General features: G+C 70.1%; 20 protein-coding genes and 1 riboswitch. Of the genes, 10 read left to right on the plus strand and 10 right to left on the minus strand.

The annotated features are described in order from the left end of the window. Positions 1-1107, minus strand: a complete 1107-nt coding sequence (locus AC07OZ_RS08870; RefSeq protein ID WP_495466790.1) for an RDD family protein — start codon at positions 1105-1107, stop codon at positions 1-3. A gap of 264 nt (positions 1108-1371) precedes the next feature. On the opposite strand from AC07OZ_RS08870, the gene AC07OZ_RS08875 reads away from it, so the two are divergent. The 3 genes from AC07OZ_RS08875 to AC07OZ_RS08885 all read left to right on the plus strand — a co-directional run bounded on the left by AC07OZ_RS08875 (position 1372) and on the right by AC07OZ_RS08885 (position 4631). Then, positions 1372-2673, plus strand: a complete 1302-nt coding sequence (locus AC07OZ_RS08875; RefSeq protein WP_495466791.1) for a UDP-N-acetylglucosamine 1-carboxyvinyltransferase — start codon at positions 1372-1374, stop codon at positions 2671-2673. A gap of 80 nt (positions 2674-2753) precedes the next feature. Beyond that, complete coding sequence (locus tag AC07OZ_RS08880) at positions 2754-3659, plus strand: TIGR02285 family protein (RefSeq protein ID WP_495466792.1); 906 nt, start codon at positions 2754-2756, stop codon at positions 3657-3659. A 30-nt stretch (positions 3660-3689) separates the two neighbouring features. Then, positions 3690-4631: a pseudouridine synthase gene (locus AC07OZ_RS08885; protein ID WP_495466793.1), complete on the plus strand. Its 942-nt coding sequence runs from the start codon at positions 3690-3692 to the stop codon at positions 4629-4631. A 125-nt stretch (positions 4632-4756) separates the two neighbouring features. Here AC07OZ_RS08885 and AC07OZ_RS08890 read toward each other — a convergent pair whose 3' ends face one another. Then, complete coding sequence (locus AC07OZ_RS08890; protein WP_495467353.1) at positions 4757-5239, minus strand: 6,7-dimethyl-8-ribityllumazine synthase; 483 nt, start codon at positions 5237-5239, stop codon at positions 4757-4759. 104 nt (positions 5240-5343) lie between these two features. Next, a riboswitch (FMN riboswitch) is annotated at positions 5344-5516 on the minus strand. A gap of 50 nt (positions 5517-5566) precedes the next feature. Further along, complete coding sequence (locus AC07OZ_RS08895) at positions 5567-6235, minus strand: hypothetical protein (protein WP_495466794.1); 669 nt, start codon at positions 6233-6235, stop codon at positions 5567-5569. A 150-nt stretch (positions 6236-6385) separates the two neighbouring features. On the opposite strand from AC07OZ_RS08895, the gene AC07OZ_RS08900 reads away from it, so the two are divergent. Further along, positions 6386-7684, plus strand: a complete 1299-nt coding sequence (locus AC07OZ_RS08900) for a GGDEF domain-containing protein (protein ID WP_495466795.1) — start codon at positions 6386-6388, stop codon at positions 7682-7684. Positions 7685-7714: 30 nt separating this feature from the next. On the opposite strand, the gene AC07OZ_RS08905 is transcribed toward AC07OZ_RS08900, so the two are convergent. Together AC07OZ_RS08905 and AC07OZ_RS08910 are read right to left on the minus strand one after the other, a co-directional pair. Beyond that, the gene (locus tag AC07OZ_RS08905; RefSeq protein WP_495466796.1) at positions 7715-8533 is read right to left on the minus strand and encodes an HDOD domain-containing protein; all 819 of its coding nucleotides are present in this window, start codon (positions 8531-8533) and stop codon (positions 7715-7717) included. Positions 8534-8660: 127 nt separating this feature from the next. Beyond that, positions 8661-9422: a TSUP family transporter gene (locus AC07OZ_RS08910; protein WP_495466797.1), complete on the minus strand. Its 762-nt coding sequence runs from the start codon at positions 9420-9422 to the stop codon at positions 8661-8663. Positions 9423-9998: 576 nt separating this feature from the next. On the opposite strand from AC07OZ_RS08910, the gene AC07OZ_RS08915 reads away from it, so the two are divergent. From AC07OZ_RS08915 to AC07OZ_RS08930, 4 genes are all read left to right on the plus strand, one after another. Beyond that, entirely contained in the window at positions 9999-10682 is a 684-nt protein-coding gene (locus AC07OZ_RS08915; protein WP_495466798.1) for an RNA polymerase sigma factor, read from the plus strand. Further along, positions 10679-11182, plus strand: coding sequence for a hypothetical protein (locus AC07OZ_RS08920; RefSeq protein WP_495466799.1), 504 nt, complete (start codon positions 10679-10681; stop codon positions 11180-11182). The genes AC07OZ_RS08915 and AC07OZ_RS08920 overlap by 4 nt, the downstream gene beginning before the upstream one ends. 105 nt (positions 11183-11287) lie before the next feature. Next, positions 11288-12448: a hypothetical protein gene (locus tag AC07OZ_RS08925; protein WP_495466800.1), complete on the plus strand. Its 1161-nt coding sequence runs from the start codon at positions 11288-11290 to the stop codon at positions 12446-12448. Between the two features lie 76 nt (positions 12449-12524). Next, a complete protein-coding gene (locus tag AC07OZ_RS08930; RefSeq protein ID WP_495466801.1) occupies positions 12525-14855 on the plus strand; it encodes a DEAD/DEAH box helicase in 2331 nt (776 codons plus the stop codon). A 56-nt stretch (positions 14856-14911) separates the two neighbouring features. Here the strand turns inward: AC07OZ_RS08930 and AC07OZ_RS08935 are convergent, their stop codons facing one another. After that, a complete protein-coding gene (locus tag AC07OZ_RS08935; RefSeq protein ID WP_157522821.1) occupies positions 14912-15076 on the minus strand; it encodes a hypothetical protein in 165 nt (54 codons plus the stop codon). A gap of 222 nt (positions 15077-15298) precedes the next feature. Between AC07OZ_RS08935 and AC07OZ_RS08940 the strand changes: the two genes are divergently transcribed. Beyond that, positions 15299-15709, plus strand: coding sequence for a thioredoxin family protein (locus AC07OZ_RS08940; RefSeq protein WP_495466802.1), 411 nt, complete (start codon positions 15299-15301; stop codon positions 15707-15709). Positions 15710-15893: 184 nt separating this feature from the next. After that, positions 15894-17270, plus strand: coding sequence for a leucyl aminopeptidase family protein (locus AC07OZ_RS08945; RefSeq protein WP_495466803.1), 1377 nt, complete (start codon positions 15894-15896; stop codon positions 17268-17270). Between the two features lie 10 nt (positions 17271-17280). Here AC07OZ_RS08945 and AC07OZ_RS08950 read toward each other — a convergent pair whose 3' ends face one another. The 4 genes from AC07OZ_RS08950 to creB form a co-directional block, all read right to left on the minus strand. Then, on the minus strand, positions 17281-18984 hold the full coding sequence (locus AC07OZ_RS08950; RefSeq protein ID WP_495466804.1) for a GMC family oxidoreductase: 1704 nt from the start codon (positions 18982-18984) through the stop codon (positions 17281-17283). A gap of 70 nt (positions 18985-19054) precedes the next feature. Continuing rightward, complete coding sequence (gene creD, locus AC07OZ_RS08955; protein ID WP_495466805.1) at positions 19055-20479, minus strand: cell envelope integrity protein CreD; 1425 nt, start codon at positions 20477-20479, stop codon at positions 19055-19057. A 61-nt stretch (positions 20480-20540) separates the two neighbouring features. Beyond that, positions 20541-22067 (minus strand): two-component system sensor histidine kinase CreC, encoded by a 1527-nt coding sequence (creC, locus tag AC07OZ_RS08960; RefSeq protein ID WP_495466806.1) that lies wholly within the window; start codon positions 22065-22067, stop codon positions 20541-20543. A 6-nt stretch (positions 22068-22073) separates the two neighbouring features. Next, positions 22074-22814: a two-component system response regulator CreB gene (creB, locus tag AC07OZ_RS08965; protein WP_495466807.1), complete on the minus strand. Its 741-nt coding sequence runs from the start codon at positions 22812-22814 to the stop codon at positions 22074-22076. Positions 22815-22816 lie beyond the last annotated feature (2 nt).

Below are 22816 nucleotides of genomic sequence, written 5' to 3' on the forward strand. Positions count from 1 at the left end.
TCAGCCCGTCAGGTCTTCGGACAGCCGCAGGCGACGCGGGTTGCGCGTGTCGATGACGGCGGTGTGCGCGGCCTTGTCGTGCAGCCCTTGGCGGTTGGCGTCCCACAGGATCTGCAGGAAGCCCATGCCGCCGGTGGTCGCCCCGGCCGCGTAGCCGCCATAGCGGCGCACGCAGAGCATCGGCTTGAGCGGCTTGCCGGTGAGTTCCACGATGCGCAGGCCCATCAGCTTCTTGCCCGGTGTCTGGCCCGGCCAGATCAGCGGGAAGGCCACGAAATACACGAAGGCCCAGACGAGGTTCAGGCCCACGACTTCCCACCAGTGGCGGAGCTTTTCGAGCGGCGAGCGCTTGGCCTCGTCCTTGAGCGAGCGGACCTCCTCCTGCAGCGCCTTGATGCGCACGCGATCGGCCTTGCGCTGGAGTTCGCCGTCCTGCTCGACCTGCCGGATCACTTTCTGCTCCAGACCGCCGGAAGCGGATCCGGAGGCGGCCGAGGCGGCGGCGGTCGCCGTGGCCATCGCGTGCTTCACGAGGTCCTTGACGTCCTCGTGGACATCGGTCGCGTCGGCATCCTCGTCCTGGCGGTCGGCCTTGTCGGTCTTCTCGGTCGACGCGGCGGCGACGGCCTCGCGGCGGGCCCGCTTGGTCGGCTCGTCGATGTGCTCCATCGTGCTCGAGTAGAGCCCGAACGCGACCAGGCACAACGCCGGCGCCCAGCCGAGCCAGCCGGATTCCTTCCGGACCTCCCCGCGCGACGCGCGCTGCTGCTTGTACCAGCGCCACGCGACCCAGCAGCAGCCCGCGAGCAGCGGCGTGTTGCCGAAGTTCGAGAGCAGCGTCACCAGCGTCACGTCGACCGCCATCGCCTTGGCCCGCTGCCAGGGAGAGGCCAGCGGCAGACCGAGCAAGGCCGGGGCGACGTTGAGATCCTCGGGAGTGATCCAGTCGCGCGGGTCCTCGGGGGCCCCTGCGGCGGCGTGCTTCTTCGCGAGCAGCCGGCGGATGGGCGAGGTCGCGGGTGCGCTTGCGGGCACGGGCGAAGGCACAGGCACGTCCGGCACCAAGGGAGCGGTCTCGGGCGTGGTCGGATCAACGGGCGGGATCATGGGTCGGCATTTTCACGAGGCCGGTCCCTCCCGGACGCCCATGACTTCCCTAGGAGACGAGCCCCTCGCGGCCCAGGTCCGGCTGCCTCGATTCGACGCGTGGAAGGAAGATTTCTTCCGCTGCATGAAAACACCTTCGCTGGCGCCCCCGGGGCCCGCGTTGCAAGATGCAAATCGATGTCCCGTTCGAGCGCCGGGCCATCCCGCGACCCCCGATAATTCGCGCTCGTCCACCGAATTCCACCCGCGCGCCCGCGCCAGGCCATGTCCAACCTCATCGTCCACGGCGGCTCGCCCCTGAAGGGCCGCATCGTTCCCTCGGCCAACAAGAACGCCGTCCTGCCCATCCTCTGCGCCACCCTGCTCACGCGCGAGCCGGTCCGCCTGCATGGCGTGCCCGAGATCACCGACGTGAAGAAGATCCTCGAGGTCTTCCGCAAGCTCGGCAGCAGCGTGTCCGTGGACTTCAAGAGCGGCGTGCTGGACCTGCACCACCTGGACACCCACTTCGACCCGGCCAAGGACCACCTGCCCGAGGAGATGCGCTCCTCGATCATGCTGGTGCCCGGCCTGATGGCGCGCTTCGGCGCCGCCCGCATCGAGGACGACGTCAAGGGCTGCACCCTGGGCGCGCGCGAGATCGATCCGCACGTCGAGGTCTTCCAGCGCTTCGGCGCCAGCGTCGATCGCGCCCCCGACGGCCTGGTCGTGAAGGTCGAAGGACAGCTCCGCGCCAACGACCACTGGACCGACTACGCCTCCGTCACCACGACCGAGAACTTCGTCCTCTGCGCCGCGCTCGCCCACGGCACGTCGACGCTGATGAACGCCGCCAGCGAGCCGCACGTGCAGGAGTTCTGCCAGTTCATGCAGATGCTCGGCGCCAAGCTCGAAGGCCTGGGCACCTCGCGGCTGACCATCCACGGTGTCGCGTCGCTGGGCGGCGGCGAATTCACCTTCGCCGAGGACTTCCACGAGATCGTCACCTTCCTGGCGCTGGGCGCGATCACCGGCGGCGACGTCAGGGTCAAGAACTCGCAGCCGGAGCAGTTCCCGCTGATCGACCGCACCTTCGCCAAGTTCGGCGTGCATATCATCCACGAGGACGGCTGGTCGCGCTCCGTCGTCGACGGCAAGCTCAAGGTCAAGGAGCCCTTCACCCGCAACATCCTGCAGAAGGTCGAGGCGGCGCCGTGGCCCTACCTGCCGGTCGACCTGCTGCCGATCTTCGTCGCGCTCGGCGTGAAGGCCGAGGGCAGCGTGATGTTCTGGAACAAGGTCTACGACGGCGCGATGGGCTGGACCACCGAGCTGTCCAAGTTCGGCGCGCACGCCTTCCTGTCCGACCCGCACCGCATGGTGACCTTCGGCGGCAAGACCTTGAGCCCTGCCGAGGTCGAGAGCCCCTACATCATCCGCGTCGCGATCGCGCTGCTGATGGTCGCGGCCAGCATCCCGGGCAAGTCCGTGATCCGCAACGCGACGCCGGTCCGCCGCGCCCATCCGCAGTTCGCCGAGAACATCACCCGCCTCGGCGCCAAGGTGGAATGGGTCGAGGGCGACTGACACCCTCTCGTCACCCGATGCCCGTCGGCCGCCGCCTCCGCGCGGCCGCGGGCGGCTTGGCCCTGGCCGCTCCGGTCTTCATGACCGGACTCCTCGTCGCCCTCGGGGCCATCGCGCCGGCCGCGGCGCAGCCCTCGCCGCCACCGGCGCCGCCGGTCCTGCGCTGGCTGGTGCAGGACATGGCCCCGCACTTCGTCTATCGCGACGGCAAGCCGCCGCAGCGCGTCGAGGACCTCGGCCAGGGCGAGGTCGACGGCTTCCTGCGCCTGCTCATCGAGCGCATGCCGCAGTACCGGCACGAGTTCATCGAGCTCAGCCTTCCCCGCTTCGAGGCGCAGGTGCGCCAGGGCGAGACGCTGTGTTCCGTGCTGCACGTGCGCACGCCTGAGCGACTGCAATGGCTGTACTTCACCCCGCTCCACCCGGCCATGATGTCGCGCCAGATCCACGTGGTCGTGCGGCGCGAGGATCTCGCGCGATTCGAGGCCAACGGCCAGGCGCTGCAGCTCGCGGACCTGCTGCGCCGCACCGACCTCACCGGCCTGCTGCCGCGGGACCGCAGCTATGGCCCCCGCATCGACAAGCTGCTCGCCGCGAATCCGGAACGGGCGCCGCGGGCGATCGTCGCCGGGCGCGGCGCCCACCTGCTGCCGATGCTGCGAGCCAGGCGCATGGACTACACGCTCGAGTACCCGGTCACGGTCGACGAGTACAACGCCACGCATCCCGGCCCGCCCGAACTCGCCAAGCTGCCGCTGGCCGAAGGCCGCAGCACCTCGGTCGCCACCGCCGGCTGCAGCCGCACGCCGGAAGGCCGCCGCGCCATCGAGGCGATGGACCAGGCCGTGCGGCAGCTCGCCGCGGATCCTCAGCGCGACGCGTGGATCAAGACCTGGCGCAACGGCGCGACGATCGATGCCGACGACCTGCAGCGGCTGAACCGCTTCCTCGACGAGCGCGCGCGCGGTCCGGCGCAGGTCGAGTAGGCCGCGTACCGCGCTGAAGACGCGTTTCCCATGGCCCGTCCGTTGAAGCTCGCCTTGCCGCTGCGTGACGGTGTCGCCGCGAGCGCGCTGGCCTGCCCGCCGGGAGCTTGGATCCTGGTGCTGGACTTCCTGGCCGATCGCCTGCCGCTGGTCGCGCGCGACGACTGGGCCGCGCGGATGGCGCGGGGCGACGTGCTCGATGACGCCGGCGCGCCGCTCGCGCCCGATGCGCTTTATCGCGCGCAGCGACGCCTCTACTACTGGCGCTGGCTCGATGACGAACCGCAAGTGCCTTTCGAGGCCCGCATCCTGCATGTGGACGATCACCTGCTCGTCGCCGACAAGCCGCACTTCCTGCCGGTCACGCCGAAGGGGCGCTACGTGCAGCAGACGCTGCTCACGCGACTGCGCCGCGAGACCGGCCTGGCCGATCTGAGTCCGGTGCATCGACTCGATCGAGAGACGGCGGGACTGACCTTGTTCTCCGTGCAGCCGGCCACGCGCGACGCGTACCAGCGGCTGTTCCGCGATCGCGATGTCGAGAAGGTCTACGAGGCCATCGCGCCGTGGCGCGACGACATCGGCGCGCGACTGCCCTTCGAGTACGAGAGCCGACTCGAGGAACACCCCGTCGACTTCATGCAGATGCGCACGGTGGATGACGAGGGCGCCGTGCCGAATGCGCGCACGCGCCTCGCGCTGATCGAGCGCCTCGGCGCCGACCGCGCCCGTTACGAGCTGCGCCCGCACAGTGGCGTGAAGCATCAGCTGCGCGCGCAGCTGTGCGCGTTGGGTCTGCCCATCGAGGGCGACCGCATCTATCCGGTGCTGCAGCCGGTCGAGGACACGGTGGACTTCACGCGTCCGCTGCAGCTGCTCGCGCGCGAGATCGCCTTCACCGATCCAGTGACCGGCCAGCCGCGGAGGTTTGTGACCTCACGCCAACTGACCGACGCAGCCACGCGCTCATAGCGCGCACCGCGAATGTCACTGGGCCCGGAACAGGGTGGGAGGTTCGCGGACGCGAGGCCTCCTATCCTGTGCAGGGCCGCGCTTGGCGACGGCATGCGAGCGCCGTCACGCAAACGCTCACACGCTCAAGCGGTCAGCGCGTCCAGCTTGCGCAACGCCGCCAGCGTCGCGCGGCAGGCTCCGGCGAGCTCGGTGCCCTTGATCACGAGGTGCTCATGGAAGAACCCGTGGTGCGTCGCGTGCTCGTGGAACGCCAACGGCGTGAGCACCGCCGAGAACACCGGCACGCCGGTATCGAGCTGCACCCGCATGAGCCCGTCGATGACGGCCTGCGCGACGAAGTCGTGACGGTAGATGCCCCCGTCGACGACGAGCGCGCACGCGAGCACCGCATCGAACTGTCCGCTGCGCGCGAGCTTCATCGCATGGAGCGGAATCTCGAAGGCACCGGGCACCTCGAAGGTCTCGACGCTGACGGGCCCGCCGGCTTCGAGCCCGCGGATGGCGGCCTCGCGACATCGGCCGACCAGGTCGGCATGCCAGCTCGCGGACACAATGGCCACGCGCGGAACGGCGGAGGAGGGAGAGTGGAGCTTGGTCTGATTCATGTGAACCCTTCGGTTGGAACGATGAATCAGGGCGCGCACGCACAACGCGGCCGCCCGGCGGCGCAGGCGCGAACGCTTGCGCCGGCCCGCGAGGCCGACGATGGACGCGATCTCTTTCATCCGGACTGTGACCGTCGGCCCTGGCCTCTCACCAGGTCTGCTGACCCCGGCACCACAAGGGCGGTGCCGGGCGCTCGCGGGCTCCCGGGGTCGTCGGTCTGTCGACCGCGCCCCGGATACCGCCGGTGGGGACTTCCACCCCGCCCTGAGAACGCTGCACCGCGCGCCTTCGGAAAGAAGGTTGGCGGGGCGGGCGGATTCTAGGTTTCAGAACCCCACTTGGAGCGAGGCGGTCAGCATGTCCCCACGGCTGCGGTAGGTGTTCCCCCAGAGGTAGGCGGCCGTCAGTTCGGCATGCCCGCCGAGGTCGAACTTCGCGACAGGTCCCGCGCGCCACGACTTCGGCTCGGCAAAGCCTTGCACGCCGAGGCGCCAGCCCGGCTGCCACCGATGCAAGGCCTGCCACTGGAGCTTCGTCTGGTTCTGCCGGCGCGAACCCGCGTCGTGGCTGAAGAAGACGTTGAGGTTGAGCTGTGTCATCCCCCACTCGGTCTGGAAGATGGGCCCCACCTCCATCGCGTTGCCTTGCCCGCGATTGCGGATGACCTGCAGGTGCAGGCCCAGGTCATAGGGGGAATCCCCCTGCGTGAACAGGAACTGATTGACCCAGTTGATCGAACTCAGCGTCTGCTCGTGCAGCGTCGGGCCGATCCAGCTCAGCAGCAGTTCGGTGCTCCATCGCGAGTTCACGCCGTAGCGCAGCCCGACCTCGGGCCACAGCGTCGCGGGCTCGTCCGGCGGATCGACATGCCAGTAGCGCAGGTCGAGCGTGGTCTGTCCCGCCTCGCTGTACGGGCGCACGAGGTAATAGCCCGGATCGGCGCTGACCGCGCCGGCTCCGAGCAACAGCCACGCGGCCACGGCAGTTCGTTTCATCGCCTCCCCCTGAGGTATGGGGGGCCATTCTGAGACCCGTCCCGGCTTGGAGTTTCCCCGGGGAAACCAGTGAACACGGCTCGGCACAATGGGCCGACGATGACTTGACGGTGTATAGCGCGACTTCCGTCGCAAGCTCGGCATCCACGCATGACCCACAAGGCCATCCGCATCTCGGTGGGCGCCCGCCCGCTGCTGGCGCTGTTCGTGTTCGGACTGCTGCTCGTCGCGTTGTCCAGCGGCTGGCAGTTGCGCGAGACGACGCAGCGCCGCGCCGTGGAGGCCGACGCCGAACTGAGCGCCATCCCGCTGCTCTACGCGGGTCCGCTGGCCTACAGCCTCCAGCAGCGGCTGGAGCGGCCCGAGGCGCTGCACGGTCTGCTGCATCACATCCTCACCCGCTACAACCTGCGTCGCATCGAGCTGCGCACGCGCGACGGCGAGCAGTTCCGCGCCTTGTCCGACGACGACGGCGAACCCGGTCAGAGCGCCGAGTTCTCGCTCGCCGGCAGCGGCGAGTTGCGCCTGCAGGCGTCCGCCTCCACGATCGTCGACACGCTGCGCCGCGATCCGATGCTGCGCTCCGCCTTGATCCACCTGAGCCTGGCCACGGTGCTGGGCCTGGTCGCCGCGCTCATGCTCGACCGCTGGCTGCTGCGTCAGTTGAGCCACTTGTCGGCGCAGGCCAGCCGCTTCGATCCGACATTGCCGCCGCAGACGCTGACCTGGCTCGAACCTGGCGAGCCGCGGCCCCGCGAACTGCTGCAACTGGAGCAGGCGCTCGACCACGTCCGGACCTCGCTGGGCGACGAGCTGCACCGCGAGCAGTCCCGCGGGCGCGAACTGCGGGAGGAGATCGCCCGCCAGCACCGCGCGCTGCAGCAGGCGGAGCGATCGCTGGAAGCGAAGCGGCGCGAGCTGGCCTCCATGGAGCGTCATGACGCGCTGACAGGCATTGCCAATCGGAGGGAGTTCGACGACGCGCTACGGCGTGAATTCAAGCGGGCGCAGCGCGACCAGGGACGGCTGGCACTGGCGATCCTCGACGTGGATCACCTCAAGCCGTACAACGAGCACCACGGGCGCAGTGCCGGCGATGAGGTGCTGCGCCGGCTCGCGCGGCTGCTCGCCGAGCACTTCCAGCGCGACACCGACCTGGTCGCCCGTCTGGGCGGCGAGGAATTCGTCGTGCTGCTGCCCGGCTTCGACATCGAGTCCGCGCAGGGACTGATGGAAGCCCTGCGAGAGGGCTGGCGCACGCTGGCGGTGCCGCATGGGGCGCTGCCCGACGGCTCGCCGGACGACGGGATCGTGACGATCAGCGCCGGTCTCGCAGCCTCGCAGCCGGGACATCCGTACTTGAGCCCGCAGGCGCTGCTGCAGGCGGCGGATGAGGCGCTCTACATCGCCAAGCGCATGGGACGCGATCGGCTCTGTCTCGCGTCGTGATCGCGGCGCGCCCGGCGCCGTGTCCGTGTATCAGCGGCCGCGGGATTCAGCCTGCTGCAGCTGCTCCTCGACGCGGCGCGCGGCGCGCAACATCAGCGTCTCGTCGAGCTGTGCCTGCGGGGCGATCTCCATCACGGTCTCGTCAAGCGCTTCCGGCTTGTTCATCAGCGTCCACGCGACCAGCGAGATCGCGCCGACGCCCCGGCGCTGCATCGCCTCGGGCATCACCAGCTCATGTTGCAGCTGCACGTGGTACCGCACGCTGGCGACGGCGGCAGGCGCCAGGCCCCAGCTCTCGCAGAGCGCCGCGCCCAGTGCGTCGTGGCTGACGCCGAAGGCGGTGTGCTCCAGCTGGACCAGCTCCTTGTCGCTCGCCGTCGCGCGCAGCATCGCGGGATAGTGTCCCGGCGCATGGCGATAGAGCACCGCCTTGCCGCATTCCTCGAACAGGCCCGCCGAGTGCGCCGCCCAGGGGTCGACGCCCAGCATCTGGCCCATCCGGCCCATCAGCAGGCCGCGCTTGGCCGCGCGGGTCCAGACGGGTTCCAGCTCGACCGCCGGCGGGAAGGCGGCGCGCAGGCCCATCTCGAAGGTGATCGCGGCGACCTCGCGCATGCCGAGGTAGGTCAGCGCCTGGTGCACCGTCTGCACACGGCCGCGCAGGCCGTACAGCGACGAGTTCACCGCCTTCAGCACGGCGGCGGCCAGCGCCATGTCGGTCTCCACCAGGCCCGAGACGGCTTGCAGGTCGATGTCCTCGTCCGCCATCAGCAGCGAGAGCTTGACCAGCACGTCCGGCTGGGTGGGGATCTCGATATCCAGCGCGCGGAGTTGAGGATCGACAGGCATGGTGGTCAGCGGTTGTTTGGACGGATGGTAGCCCGGGCGATGGGCTGCCGGGCATCCCGCCTTTGGCGGACACCCGGGGTGTGTTGTTCGGAGGGCGTCTGGCGTGCCCGGCGTTCGCTGCGCAGCCTCAGCGCAGGAAGGCGTCGTAGCCAGTCTTGAGGATGAGCAGTGACACGACGACGACGAACATGCCGCGCACGAAGCCCGCGCCCTTGGCCAACGCCATGCGCGTCCCGACCAGGCTGCCGACGACGTTGGCCACCGCCATCACCGCCGCGACGTGCCACCAGACGTGGCCCTTGTAGGCGAACAGCACCAGCGCGGCGAAGTTGGTCGCCGTGTTCATCAGCTTGGCGGTCGCGGAGGCATGCAGGAAGTCGAAGCCCAGCAGCCGCACGAACAGGAAGACGAAGAAGCTGCCCGTGCCCGGCCCGAAGAAGCCGTCGTAGAAACCGATCGTCAGCCCGATCACGCTGGCGATCAGGGTCTGCGTGGCGGCCTCGTGGCGCGGCGCGTGGTGCCGGCCGAGGTCCTTCTTCGCCAGCGTGTACAGCAGGACGCCCAGCAGGATCGCCGGCAGGGCCTTGCGCAGGCCGCTCGGGTCCACCTGCGTGACGGCCCAGGCGCCGGCGAAGCTGCCGGCCAGCGCGGCGGCGGCGGCCGGCATCAGCGCCAGCCAGGGCAGCGACACGCGCTTGGAGAATTGATGGGTGGCCCAGGCCGTCCCCCAGATGGCGGCGCCCTTGTTGGTGCCGAAGAGGGTGGCGGGGGCGGCGCCCGGGTAGACGCTGAACAGCGCCGGCACCAGGATCAGCCCGCCGCCGCCCACGACGGCATCGACAAATCCGGCCAGCAGCGACGCCACGGCCGCGGTCAACAACTCGATCATCTGCAACTCGCAAGAGCGGCCCCGGGGCCGCGGACACGGGCCGAGAACGATCGCTTGATGCGCGCAAAACCAGGCCACGAAAACAAAACGGGCACCTGATCCAGGTGCCCGCGAATTGTGACAGTGTCACTGTTGTTCGTTCGAATTGGTCTGATCTGTTTTGTCTCCTCAGCCCCCGTAGGCAACCCCCTTGGTGCCGGCTTGTCGCCAGCGCGGGACGGGTGTCGCGTCGAGTGGGGTGGATGCTAGGACCGCACCCCCATGCACGCACTTGGGGTTTTCACTTGGCGAATGCACCAAGATGGAACGGTTGGCCGGCGCTCACTTGCGTGAAATGGCCCCATCGAAAACGATTTGCGGACATCGCACGGTGCACTGTTCTCGACTTTCGGGCGAGGGTCGCCCGGTGTGGCGTGGAGGTGTCATTCCCCTGAAACACGGGGGAGGCTCGAACCGATGCCGGGAGGTTTCTCCGCCCGAGCCGCCACACAGACAAATTCTTGTGTGCGAGCCGGGAACTTTCCGGACCGCTCGCGCAATACGTTCAACTATCACGCAACTCACGTCGAACGCCCGATGAGCTTCTGGACCCGCCTGGCTGGCCGCAGCCGCCCCGACCCCGCCGACGCGCATGCCGCCGGCGGCGAGCGCGAGCCGCCGCCTTCCAGCACCACCGTCAGCGAGGCGCTGGTCCGGCGCCTGCGCCAGGGGGATGCGAGCGCGCTGGAGCCGCTGTATCGCAGTGAGTCGCCCGGCGTCTATCGCTACGCGCTGGCGCTGTGCGGCCAGTCCGATCTGGCGGCGGACGCGATGCAGGAAGCCTTCGTGCAGTTCGCCGGCCGGCCCGAGGGTTGGGACGCGGGCAGAGGCCCGCTCGGCGCGTACCTCGCCGGTGTGGCCCGGCATCACCTGCTGGCGCGCTGGCGGGACCTGCCGGTCGCCCATGACGAGGACGCCGAAGACCTCCGTCACGACGCCGCCGATGCGCCGGAGCAGCAGTTGGTCCGCGCGCAGGACCAGGCCCGGGTGTGGGCCGCGTTGCAGACCCTGCCCTGGGCATTCCGGGAAGCCATCGTCCTGGTCGATCTGCAGGAGCGGACCTATGCCGAGGCCGCCCGGATCGCCGGCGTCGAACTCAACACCCTGCGCACCCGGCTCCACCGGGGTCGGGCGCGCCTGCTGGCCGCCTTGCAGGACGAGACCCGGCCCCTGTCGTCCGCCGCGGCGGACGTGATCGAACGTTCATCGAAGTCCGCATGATGAAGACCACCGACACCTCCCCGCCCCGCACCGCGCGCCTGGCCGACTGGCTGTGGGCCGTGGCCCAGGACCTGCGCCAGCGCACGCCGCCGTCTGAACGCGACGACGCGGTGCTCGTCGCGATGCGCCAGCAGTTCGCCGCTCGCCAGAAGGCCGGCAAGGCCGGCCGCTGGCGATGGGCGCTCGCCGGCCCGGCGCTGTGCGCCTCCGTCCTGGTCGCCTGTGTCTGGCTGCTGGGCTCCGCGCCGCCGGGAGAGTCCGGCGCCACCGTCATGGGCAATCCGGGCAGCGGCTTCATCGTGCTCGTGTCCGCCGACCGCTGGGCGGCCTTCGAGAAGGCCGGCGCCGGCAATGCGTGGCTCGTTCCCGCCGAGGTCCCCCGTGAGCGCCTCGCCTTGCTGGGCCTGCCCTACGACCCCGCCGATGCCGCCGCGCCGGTGCGCGCCGAGTTGCTGGTGCATGCCTCGGGCGACGTGCTCGCGATGCGGGTCATGCCCTGACCGTTCCGGCAACGCCTGACCCTCCCGCCGTTCCTCGACCCTGGCTCCCCGCCATCCGCTCTTGCTCTTTTGAACGACGTCCCGCTTCCTTCCCTGGAGACCGCCATGAAGACTTCCCTCACCACCCTTGCCCTGGCGCTCGCCGCCATCGCGGTCCAGGCCCAGCCCGCCGCGCACGCGTCGCCGGACCCCGGCGCGCAACCGGCACCGCCCGCTCCGCCAGTGATGCCCGCCGTCGTCCCGCCTGTTCCGCCGGTGCCTCCCGTGCCCGACGTCGCCGAGCTGATCGCCGAGTCCGGCGTCGCGATGCACATCCTCAGCACGGAGCGTGTCGTCAAGGGCGCGCCGTACTGCGCGCAGGCCGTGCATGAGACCGTCCAGCCGCTGGCCGACGGCAATCGCATCGTCCACCAGCAGACCAGCCAGCTGTGCCGTGACGGCGAGGGCCGGACGCGCCAGGAGGTCGAACGCCAGGGACGCAAGGTCGTCTATCTCCGCGACGCGGTCAGCGGCGAGAACTGGCTGCTCGATCCTGAACGCAAGACCGCGCGCTATCTCGGCGGCGGGCGTGTCGACGCCGAGGCCCAGCGCGAGTACGGCGAACGCATGCGGGAGTACCAGGACAAGATGCGGGACTACAACGACAAGATGCGCGAGTACGGCCGCAAGATGCGCGACTGGGCGCGCGAGAACTTCGGCCATGGCGACGCGGCGCAGCGCGTCGAGGCGCCCAAGCCGCCGTCGCCGCCCGCCGCGCCCAGCGGACCCACCACGGTGCGCGTCGCGACGCCTGTCGTGATCGCCCCGGGCGACGGCGGCCAGGAGGTCCGCGTCATCCGCGTCGAGACGCCGCCGGGGCCGCTGGGCCCGTTGTCGCCGATGTCGCCCCTGCCTCCGGCCGTGGCGATGCGGGTCGAGCCGCTGATCCTCAACGGGCAGGACACGCAACCGAACAACCTGCCGCCCAAGGAGATCGACGGCCTCAAGGTCACCGGCGGACGCACGACACGCACGATCCCGGCGGGCAAGATCGGCAACGAGAAGCCGATCGTGATCTCGCGCGAGGTGTGGACCTCCCCCGACCTGAAGGTCACCGTCAGCGTCCAGACCAAGGACCCGCGTAGCGGCGAACAGAATTACCAGCTGCGCAACATCCGCCGTGCGGAACCCGAGGCCACGCTGATGCGCGTGCCGGCCGACTTCACGAAGACTGGCCTGCCCAAGCCCCGCGTGCCGAAGGACGGCAAGGAGAACAAGGAGGGCTGAGCCGGTGCGATGAGCCGGAGCATCGGGCCGGTGCATCGGGCCGGCAGGTCGGCGGCGCGTCGACAATGCCTCTCCGATGACCGCGCCGCCTTCCCCGCTCCCTCCGAAGCTGATCCTTCAGACGCTCAACCGCGGCGACGGCCTGCTCGGCCTGCGGCCGCACGGCAAGCTGGGGCCGCGGGGCGATCGCGTGTCGCTGCTGCGGCTGGAGCGATGGCCGGCCGATCCGGCGGCGCTGGAGCAATGGCAGGCGCTGCCGCTGCATCCGGTGGACGTGGAGATGCTGCAGTGGCGCGACGCGTCCTTCGGGCGAGGACTGACCCCGTGCTGGACGCTGGAGCAGGAAGACCTGTTCCCCGATTTCGCCGCCGACGAGGTGCCGCGGCTGCGCAAGCTCGGCTGGGAGATCGACTTCCTGCCCGGCTTCGCCCATCACAGCGTCGCGATCGACGCATGGTCGCTGGAAGTCCAGCCGGAGGGCGACGAGCCGGTCGACGTCCGGACCGCCATTGCGCCCGGTCCGGGCGACCGGCTGCCGACGCTGGCGCTGTCGCGCCGCAAGGGCTCCTGGATGCTCAGTTTGGGCGTGACGGTGCAGGGGCAGCGTGTCGACCTCGCGCCGATGATCTGGGACCTGCTGCGCAAGGACCGCCGCTGGCTCTACGCCGACGCGATCGCCGGCATCGACGATGACGCCATCATCAGCTTGAAGGCGCCCGGCGGACGGCGACTGCACACCACGGCGGCGCCGCTGAAGCGGCTGATGCTCAACCTGCTGGACGTCCTGGTCGCTCAACGCTCACGGCGCGGGCCGGTGAAGCTCACTTCCTGGGAAGCCGCGCGGCTGGCGGCGCTCGACGTGCCGGACAGCCGCTGGCAGGTCTTCGGCGCCGACGAGCTGCGAACGATGTGGGAGCGCCTGCGCGACGCCGGTCCGCCGCCGGCATCGGCCGCGCCGCAAGGTCTGGGCATCACGCTGCGCCCTTATCAGTTGCAGGGCCTGGCCTGGCTGCAATACCTGGCACGTCAGGAACTCGGCGGCATCCTGGCCGACGACATGGGCCTGGGCAAGACCGCGCAGGCGCTGGCGCATCTGTTGGTCGAGAAACAGGCCGGGCGGCTCACGTCGCCGGCGCTGGTCGTCGCGCCGACCTCGCTCATCTTCAACTGGACGCAGGAGGCCACGCGGGTCGCGCCCGACCTGCGGGTGGCCACGCTCTCCGATCCGGCCGAGCGGGCCCAGGTGATGAAGCGCCTCGGCGACATCGACCTGCTCCTCTGCAGCTACGGGCTGGCATGGCGGGAAGTGCGGGCGCTCTCGAAACCGAAGTTCTCGGTGCTGGTGCTGGACGAAGCCCAGGCCGTGAAGAACCCCCGGTCGCGGGCCGCAAGGGCGCTGCGCCGGCTCCAGGCCGATCAGCGCCTCGTGCTCACCGGCACCCCGCTCGAGAACCACCTGGGCGAACTCTGGACCCAGTTCGATTTCCTGATGCCGGGCTACCTCGGCGAGTCGCGCTCCTTCGCGCGGCACTGGCGCAAGCCGATCGAACAGACCGGCGACGCCCGCCGCGCCCGGGAGCTGGCCTCCCGCGTGCGGCCGTTCATCCTCAGGCGCTTGAAGGAAGAGGTCGCCAAGGATCTCCCCCCGATGACGGTCCTTACCCAGCGCATCCCGCTGCAGGGACGCCAGCGTCAGCTGTATGAGAGCGTGCGGATCGGCGCCGACCACCTCGTGCGGCGGCTGCTGAAGGAGTCGGAGATCTTCGGCTCCGGGCTCATGTCCGTCCTGGACGCGATGCTGAAGCTGCGCCAGGTCTGCTGCGATCCGCGGCTGGTGCCAGGGGTCGAGGTCCCGCACGGCATGGAGGCCGCCAAGCTGGAATGGATCCGGGAGAAGGTGCCCGAGATGATCGCCCAGGGTCGGACGATCCTGGTGTTCTCGCAGTTCACCGGCATGCTGGACCTGATCGAGGCCGCGATGGACGAACTCCGGATCCCGCTGATGACGCTCACCGGCGCGACGCCGGAAGGGAAACGGGGCGAGGTGGTGCGACGGTTCCAGGCCGGCGAGGCGCCGTTGATGCTGGTCAGCCTGAAGGCGGGCGGCGTGGGGCTGACGCTGACGGCGGCGGACACCGTCATCCAGGTCGACCCCTGGTGGAACCCGGCGGTGGACGCACAGGCCCATGCCCGGGCGCACCGGATCGGCCAGACGCGGCCGGTGTTCGTCCACCAGCTGGCCATCGAGGGCTCGATCGAGGAGCGCATGCTCGAGCTGCAGGCCCGCAAGCGGGCGCTGGCGGACGGCATGCTGGGCCGTGACGGGGGGGAGCGTCTGGAGAAGTTCAGCGCCGACGAGATCGATCGGCTGCTGGCGCCCTTGCAGTCTCCGGACGACGAGGACTGACGGGGCGCTGGGGAGCGAGGCCGCCGCCCGGACTCGGGGCGGCTCCGCTCAGGGGCTCAGCGCTTGCGGTCGAAGCGCAGGGCGCGCGCGACGCTGCGGCGGTCGCAGCCCAGGCTGGCGACTTCGAAGGCTTCGTGCTTGCGGCCCTTGTCGTGCTGCGCCAGTTCCGGCATCGGGAGGCGGCGCGGCTGGGATTCGGTGCGGGTTTGGGACTTCATCATGGTCGGGGACCTTCTTGGCTTTCGGCGGCCTGGGGCGGGGGGAAGACCGCTTGCAATGACCGCTTTGTGCCAGCTAACGCGGCCCATTGGGACGCCGTTGACAGGCTCCTCACAAATCTGAACAAAGCTCGCGCCATCGTCACGCACTGGGCACCATGCTGGTGCTTTGGACGAATAGCGAACGAAGTTGCCATCGGCTCAACTCGGCTAAGCTCCGGCCCCATGTCTGCTGTTTCCACCCCGTCGCCCCTGCCGGCTCCCGCTTCCGAGGGGTCTTCCGACCTGCTGGTCGCCTGCCTGTGCGCGGCCTGGTGCCGGACCTGCGACACCTACCGGGACGACTTCGCGACGCTGCGTCAGCAGCATCCGGGCGCTCGTTTCCTGTGGGTGGACATCGAGGACGACTCCGAGCTGGTCGACGACCTGGAAGTCGAGACCTTCCCGACGCTGCTGATCGGCCAGGGCGAGCGGGTGTGCTTCATCGGCCCGGTGCTGCCCGGGCCGGCCGCGGCGCAGCGGCTGATCCAGGCCGCCCAGGACAACCCCGCGATGTCCGCCGCCAGTCCCAACGCGCCAGCCGGCACCACCGCTGCGGCGCAGTCGCTGCTGTCGCGTCTGCGACAGTCCTGCTGAGCGCTTCCCAGACCCCGGCCGCCGCAGTACCGCAGCCCATTTGAGGGACAAGGGCGACGCTCGTCGCCACCACGCCCCCGAACAGCGTGGTGCCCCCACCTTCGGAGGGAGGGCGAGCGAGAATGCGCCACCGCCAACCCCCAAGGCCGGCCCTCCGCGCGACCCGCGGCGCGCCGCTGCATCGATGAACGTCCAATTCAAGAACTCGGTGGCTCGCGCCACGCCCATCCTGGCGCTGGATCGCGCCGCCTACCAGGCTCTCGCCCCGAAGCTGCCCAAGCGCACCCAGCAATGGCTGGCGACGCTGGGCTTCTCCGCCGCGCCGGACACCTTCGCCCTGGTGCCGGGCGAAGACGGCAAGCTGGCGCAGGTCTTCGCCGGCGTGGCGCACGCCGCCCACCCGTTCGCGCTGTCGGCCTTGCCGCTCGCGCTGCCCGAAGGCGCCTACACCTTGTCGCCCGACGGCCTGCCGCTGCAGGACGAGGCCGCCGCGATGTCCTGGGAGCTGGGCTGCTACCAGTTCGACCTCTACAAGCCGCGCAAGCGCGAGCCGGCGCAGCTGCTGATCAAGAGCAGCCCGGACGGCCAGCGCGGCCTGGCGATCGCCACCGCGATGACCGCGGTGCGCGACCTGGTCAACACCCCCGCCGAGCACATGGGGCCGGAAGAGCTGGCCAAGGCCGCGGCTGTCGTTGGCAAGCAGCACGGCGCGAAGTTCAAGGAGATCGTCGGCGACGACCTGCTGAAGAAGAACTTCCCCGCGATCCACGCCGTCGGCCGCGCGAGCACCCGCGCGCCGCGCCTGATCGAGCTGAACTGGGGGAGCGACAAGCACCCGCGCCTGACGCTGGTCGGCAAGGGCGTGTGCTTCGACACCGGCGGCCTGGACATCAAGCCGGCCGACGGCATGCGCCAGATGAAGAAGGACATGGGCGGCGCGGCCAACACGCTGGGCCTGGCCACGCTGATCATGGCGCTGAAGCTGCCGGTGCGCCTGCAGGTGCTGATCCCGGCTGTGGAGAACTCGATCAGCGGCAACGCCTACCGTCCGGGCGACGTGATCAAGACCCGCGCGGGCCTGCACATCGAGATCGGCAACACCGACGCCGAAGGCCGCGTGATCCTGTGCGACGCACTGGCCTACGCCACCGAGTCCAGGCCCGAACTGATCATCGACCTGGCCACGCTGACCGGCGCGGCGCGCATCGCGCTGGGCGCGCAGCTGCCGGCGCTGTTCTCCAAGCACATGGACACGGCGCGCGACCTGGTCGACCTGGGCCTGAAGATGGACGACCCGCTGTGGCACATGCCGCTGTGGTCGCCCTACAAGGAAGGCATCACGTCGAGCATCGCCGACATCGTGAACACCGGCCGCAGCGCGCTGGCCGGCGCGATCAACGCGGCGCTGTTCCTCGAAGCCTTCATCCCGGCCGAGCAGGACTGGCTGCACATCGACCTGTTCGCCTGGAACGACATCGCACGTCCGGGCCGCCCGGTCGGCGGCGAGGCCCAGACGATCCGCACGCTGCTGGCCTACCTCGAGGAACGCTTCAGCGCCTGATCGGCGCCGTTCACTCCCCGGCGCGCAGCCAGGCGGCGGCGCGCTCCGCGATCATCAGCGTGGGCGAATTGGTGTTCCCGCTGGTGATCGTCGGCATGACACTCGCGTCGATGACGCGCAGGCCGGCGACGCCGCGAACGCGCAGGCGGCTGTCGACGACGGCGTTCTCGTCGTCGGCGCGGCCCATGCGGCAGGTGCCGACGGGATGGAAGATCGTCGTGGCGATGTCGCCGGCCAGGCGGGCCAGCTCCTCATCGGTCTGGAACTCGACGCCCGGCTTGTGTTCGCGCGGCCGGTAGCGGGACAGCGCCGGCTGCTCGACGATGCGCCGCGTCAGCCTCAGGCTGCGCGCCGCGATGTCGCGGTCCTCGGCGGTACTGAGGTAGTTGGGCGCGATCAGCGGCGCATCGGCCGCATCGGCGCTACGGATCGCGACCGTGCCCCGGCTGGTGGGATTCAGGTTGCAGACGCTGGCCGTGAACGCGTTGAACGCGTGCAGCGGCTCGCCGAAGGCATCGAGCGACAGCGGTTGCACGTGGTACTGCAGATCGGGCCAGTCCTTGTCCGGTCCGCTCTTGGCGAACGCACCGAGCTGCGACGGCGCCATGCTCATCGGACCGGTGCGGCGCAGCGCGTATTCGAGTCCGATGCGCGCCTTGCCGAACCAGCTCGACGCCAGCGTATTGAGCGTGCTGACGCCGCCCACCTGGAAGACCGCGCGGATCTGCAGGTGGTCCTGCAGGTTGCCGCCAACGCCAGGCAGGTCCTTCACCACGTCGATCCCGTGCCGTTGGAGCAGCGCCGCCGGGCCGACGCCCGACAGCTGCAGCAACTGCGGTGAGCCGATCGCGCCGGCCGCGAGCAGCACTTCGCCGCCCGGATTCAGGCGGACCGTCTCCAGCCCCTGCGGCGTGCGCACGAGGACGCCGTCGCAGCGGACCTCGCCGTCCATCTGCTCGAACAGCAGCCGCTGCCCGTGCGCGCCGGTCCACATCTCGAAGTTGGGGCGCCGATAGCAGGCCGGCCGGAGGAACGCCTTCGCCGTGTTCCAGCGCCAGCCGTTGCGCTGGTTGACCTCGAAGTAGCCCACGCCTTCGTTGTTGCCGCGATTGAAGTCGGGGGTCGCCGGGATGCCCGCTTCCTGCGCCGCGGCCGCGAACGCGTCCAGCACCGCCCAGCGCAGCCGCTGCTTCTCCACGCGCCACTCGCCGCCGTGCCCGTGCATCGCCGGATCGAAACCGGGCGGCCGTTCGGCGCCTTCGTCCAGGCGCCAATGGTCCTCGTGCTCGCGGAAGTAGGGCAGCACCGCGTCCCAGCGCCACGCGTCGTCGCCGGCGGCCTCGGCCCAGCCGTCGTAGTCGCGGGTCTGGCCGCGCATGTAGATCATCCCGTTGATGCTGGAGCTCCCGCCCAGCACCTTGCCGCGCGGGTAGCGCAGGCTGCGCCCGTTCAGGCCCGCGTCGGGCTCGGTCTTGAACAGCCAGTCCGTGCGCGGATTGCCGATGCAGTACAGGTAACCGACAGGGATGTGGATCCAGTGGTAGTCGTCGCGGCCGCCGGCCTCGAGCAGCAGCACGCGCTTGGATGTGTCGGCGCTCAGCCGGTTGGCGAGCAGGCAGCCGGCGGTGCCGGCGCCCACGATGATGAAGTCGAAGCGGCCCGAGGCGGTCTCGGGCGCCGCTTCGCGATCGTTGCTTGGGTTGTCTCCGCCCATGTCTCTCTTGTCGTGATGGGTCTGTGAAGACCCATGCTGAACTAGCCACGGGCGGCCGGCAACCACGTTGTCACCAAGAGCCGATGGCCTCTTCTTCCGGTCGCTCCGCAGTGCGCCCGTTCAGGGCGTACCAGTCGATGCGCCGCGTCAGGGTCATGACCATGGCCAGCACCGCGAAGAGCAGCGACGCACCGACCACCAGCGAGGCCTTCTCCAGGTTGAGCAGGACGAACAGCGCGCCGTAGAGCACCGCCACCAGCGCGCCGAACCCCAGCCCGCGCAGCGCCGTGCCGAGCATGGCTGCGCCATAGAACGCCAGCAGCCCGATCGCCGCGCCTGCCGCCAGCGCATAGGACAGCGCGAAGCTCAGGTGTTCGGACAGGCTCAGCAGCAGCAGGAAGAACAGCGTCATCGCCAGACCCACCAGCAGGTACTGCACCGGGTGGACGCGGCGGCGGGACAGCAGTTCCAGCAGACCGACGCTGACAAAGGTCAGCACGATGAACATCAGGCCGTACTTGATGGCGCGGTCGCTCATCACATACGGATTGACCGGGTCGATCATCGAGAACGCCAGCGTGTCGGCCACGATGCCCGACTTGGCCTCCCGACCCGGCACCGGGTTCGGTGCATAGGCGCGGGCGGCATCGGGGTCGCGCTCTACGCCGGGCAGCGAGAACCCGGCGAGGACATCGCGTGGCGCGGTCGTGGCGAGCTCGGTGACCTGCCACTGCGCTTCGAACCCGCGTTCGTCAATCCGCTTGGACATCGGCAGGAAGCGGCCGCCGAAGCTCGGGTGCGGCCAGTTCGAGCGCAGCTTGACCTGCGTCACCGAGGCGGCCGGCACGATGCCGAAGTCCGTCATCCCCACCAGGTTGATCGCAAACGACAGGGTCAGCGGCTGCTCCGTCGCCTGGTCCGGAAGCGATGCATGGAAGCCGTGCGCGTAGCTGTCATGACGGGTCCCGGGTCGGACCTGCAGCGTCTCGGTACCGCGTTTGACGCTCACGGCGCGCAGCCCCCGCGCGTCGCTGACGGCGAACATCACGCGCGGGTCTTCGCAGCTCAACTTGCCCTTGTGTTCCGCCACCGGCGTCAACGCACCGAGCGAGGTCCACTGCGCCTGCAACGTCACCTCGCCGGCGTAACCGTTCACCTTGAACAGGCCGCGCTCTCGCTGCTCCTGGTTCAGCGCACCATCGACCTTCAGCTCGGTCGGTACCGCAGACAGCACGAAATCGCGCCGTTCCGGCGTCTTCGTGAGGTCCTTGCCGATGCCGTTGACGGACTCCCACTCCTCCGTGCAGCTGCGCTGCACCATCGGGCCGAGCAGCACCTGCGGTCCCGCCTGCGCTGCGGCCACGCCGGCCTCCGCGGCGCGTTGGCGCTCCTGCCGCTCGTCGACCAGCCAGCCGATCCGCAACAGTACGAACAGCAGCAGCAGCGTCACGCCGCCCAGGATCACCAGCTTCCACCACAGCGCCTTCATCTGCATCCCCTTCTCCTCGCCCCTCGGCGATACACGGAAGGCGGCAGTCTCGGCAGCGGCCGTGAGCTCAGGACGAAGTTTGTGAGGCCGCGGTGAAGAGCGGGAAGGCGAGCCGCACCCGCAGACCAGGCTCGGCCGGTTCGAAACGCAACTCGCCGCGATGCAGGCCGGCGATCTGGCGCGCGATGGCCAGACCCAGGCCGGAGCCCTTGCGCAGGCTGCCCGGCCGGGCCGTCGAGAAGAAGCGCTCGCCCAGTTGCGCGAACGCGCCCGGCGGCACGCCGGGGCCGTGGTCGCGCAGTTCGAAGAAGGCGAAGGACGCGCGGGACTCCTGAGCGTCCGTCACAGGCTCAATGCCGACCTGCAGTGCCAGTTCGGATCCGGCTGGCGCGAAGTCGATCGCGTTCGTCAGCAGGTTGCTGATGGCCAGCGCCAGCATCTCGGCGTCGGCCTGCAGTTCGACCGCATCGCGGCGCAGCCAGCGCACCGTCAGTCCCTGCTGCTCCAGCCGGTCGCGGAGCAGGGAGAGTGCCTCGTCGACCGCGCCGACGAGCGCCACTGGACGCGGATGCTCCGGCCCGCGCCGGAGCTCCAGCGTGGACAGTGCGAGCAGACGCTCGACCAGTTCCGTCATGCGCTCGCTCTGCGAGACCACCTGCGCGGCGAAGCGCTGCCGATCGGCGTCCGGCAGTTCGTCCTGCAGCAGTTCGCCGGCACCGCGCAGCGCGGCCAGCGGGCTCTTGAGCTCATGCGTCAGCGCGCGCACCAGGTGCTCGAGGCGCTCACGACCGTCGAGGCGCTCGCGCATCGCGTCCATCGCCTGCGCCAGGTCGCCCAGTTCGCCGGGCACCTTCGGCGGCGCCTGGCGCTCGCCGAGCTGGACCTCCTGCGCGTAGCGCCGCAGGCGCCGCACCGTGAGGATCATCCACGCGGTCACCGCGACACCCACCGCCAGCGAGACCGCCAGCAGGCCGAGCCCCGCGATCCAGATGCGGCGCTCGGCGCGATAGATGATCTGCTGTACGGCGGCCGCCGGCTTGGCGACGGTCACGACGCCGATCGTGCGGCCGTCCAGACGCACCGGCGCCGCGACGTACATCACCGGACCGCCCTGCCCGTCCTTGCCGTTGCCCAATTCGTCGGCATTGCCATAGAGCGTCGGCTTCTCCGGTGTCGAGCGCGCCCCGTATTCACCACGCAAGGTGCGGGCGACGTCGTTCCAGGCGGAATAGTCCTGGCCGACCGCCGGGACGGGGCTGGTGTCCAGCACGACGCGTCCACCCGCGTCCGTCACGTAGATCCGGAAGTCCAGCGAGCGCTTGCGGGCGCTGAGGATGCGCGCGTCGACGGGGCGCTCGGCGTAGTCACGCACGCGCTGCGCGAATCGCGTGCCGGACAGGTCCCCGCCGGGCGGCATCGCGGCAAGCTCGTCGCGCGCCAATTCGGCCACCAGGTTGGCGGTGTCGACCATCATGTCCTCCATCACCTCGCGCACGCTGGGCTTGAACTCGCCCAGCACGACGCGCAGCAGGATGAAGGCGCTCAGCCCCGCCACCAGGAAGAAGCCGAGGAACAGTCGCAGGCCGAGGCGCATCCGCCGTCACTCCAGCGAATAGCCCATGCCGCGGTGCGTGCGGATCGGGTCGAGGTCGGGCCGCACCTGGCGCAGCTTGGCCCGCAGCGTCTTGATGTGCGTGTCCACGGTGCGGTCGCTGCTGTCGGCATCCATGCCCCAGACGGCATCGAGCAGGCTGTCCCGGCTGTGGATGCGCCCGGGCGCCTTCAGCAGGCGCAGCAGCAGACCCAGTTCGCGGCGGGTCAGCGGCAGGAGTTCGCCATGGAAGCGCACGCGGGAGCCTTCGGCCTCGACCACGAAGCCGGCCACGGCAGGCGCGGCCGGTTCCACCGGCGCCTGGGCACGGCGCAGCAGCGCCCGCACGCGCGCCACGAGCTCGCGGTTGCTGAACGGCTTGGCCAGGTAGTCGTCGGCGCCCAGTTCCAGGCCGAGCACCTTGTCGCCCTCCTCGCTGCGGGCGCTCAGCACCAGCACGGGCAGCCGCGCCAGCGGGCCCTGGCGCAGCTCGCGGCACAGGTCCAGGCCGTTGCCGTCCGGCAGGCCGACGTCGAGGATCGCCAGGTCCGGCGCGTTCGAGGCCAGCGCCGAACGCGCCTCGTGCAGCCAGCCACAGGCGTGGACCCGGTAGCCCTCGCGCTCCAGCACGAAGCTCACGGTCTGGGCGATCGCGGGGTCGTCTTCCAGCAGCAGGATCTGGCCGGCGGACGGCGCGGCTGCCCTCGGTGGCGACGAGACGGATGGCGAGGCGGCGGAAGACGTGCTCATGG

It is taken from the genome of Roseateles sp. GW821-FHT09G03 (assembly GCF_059416045.1).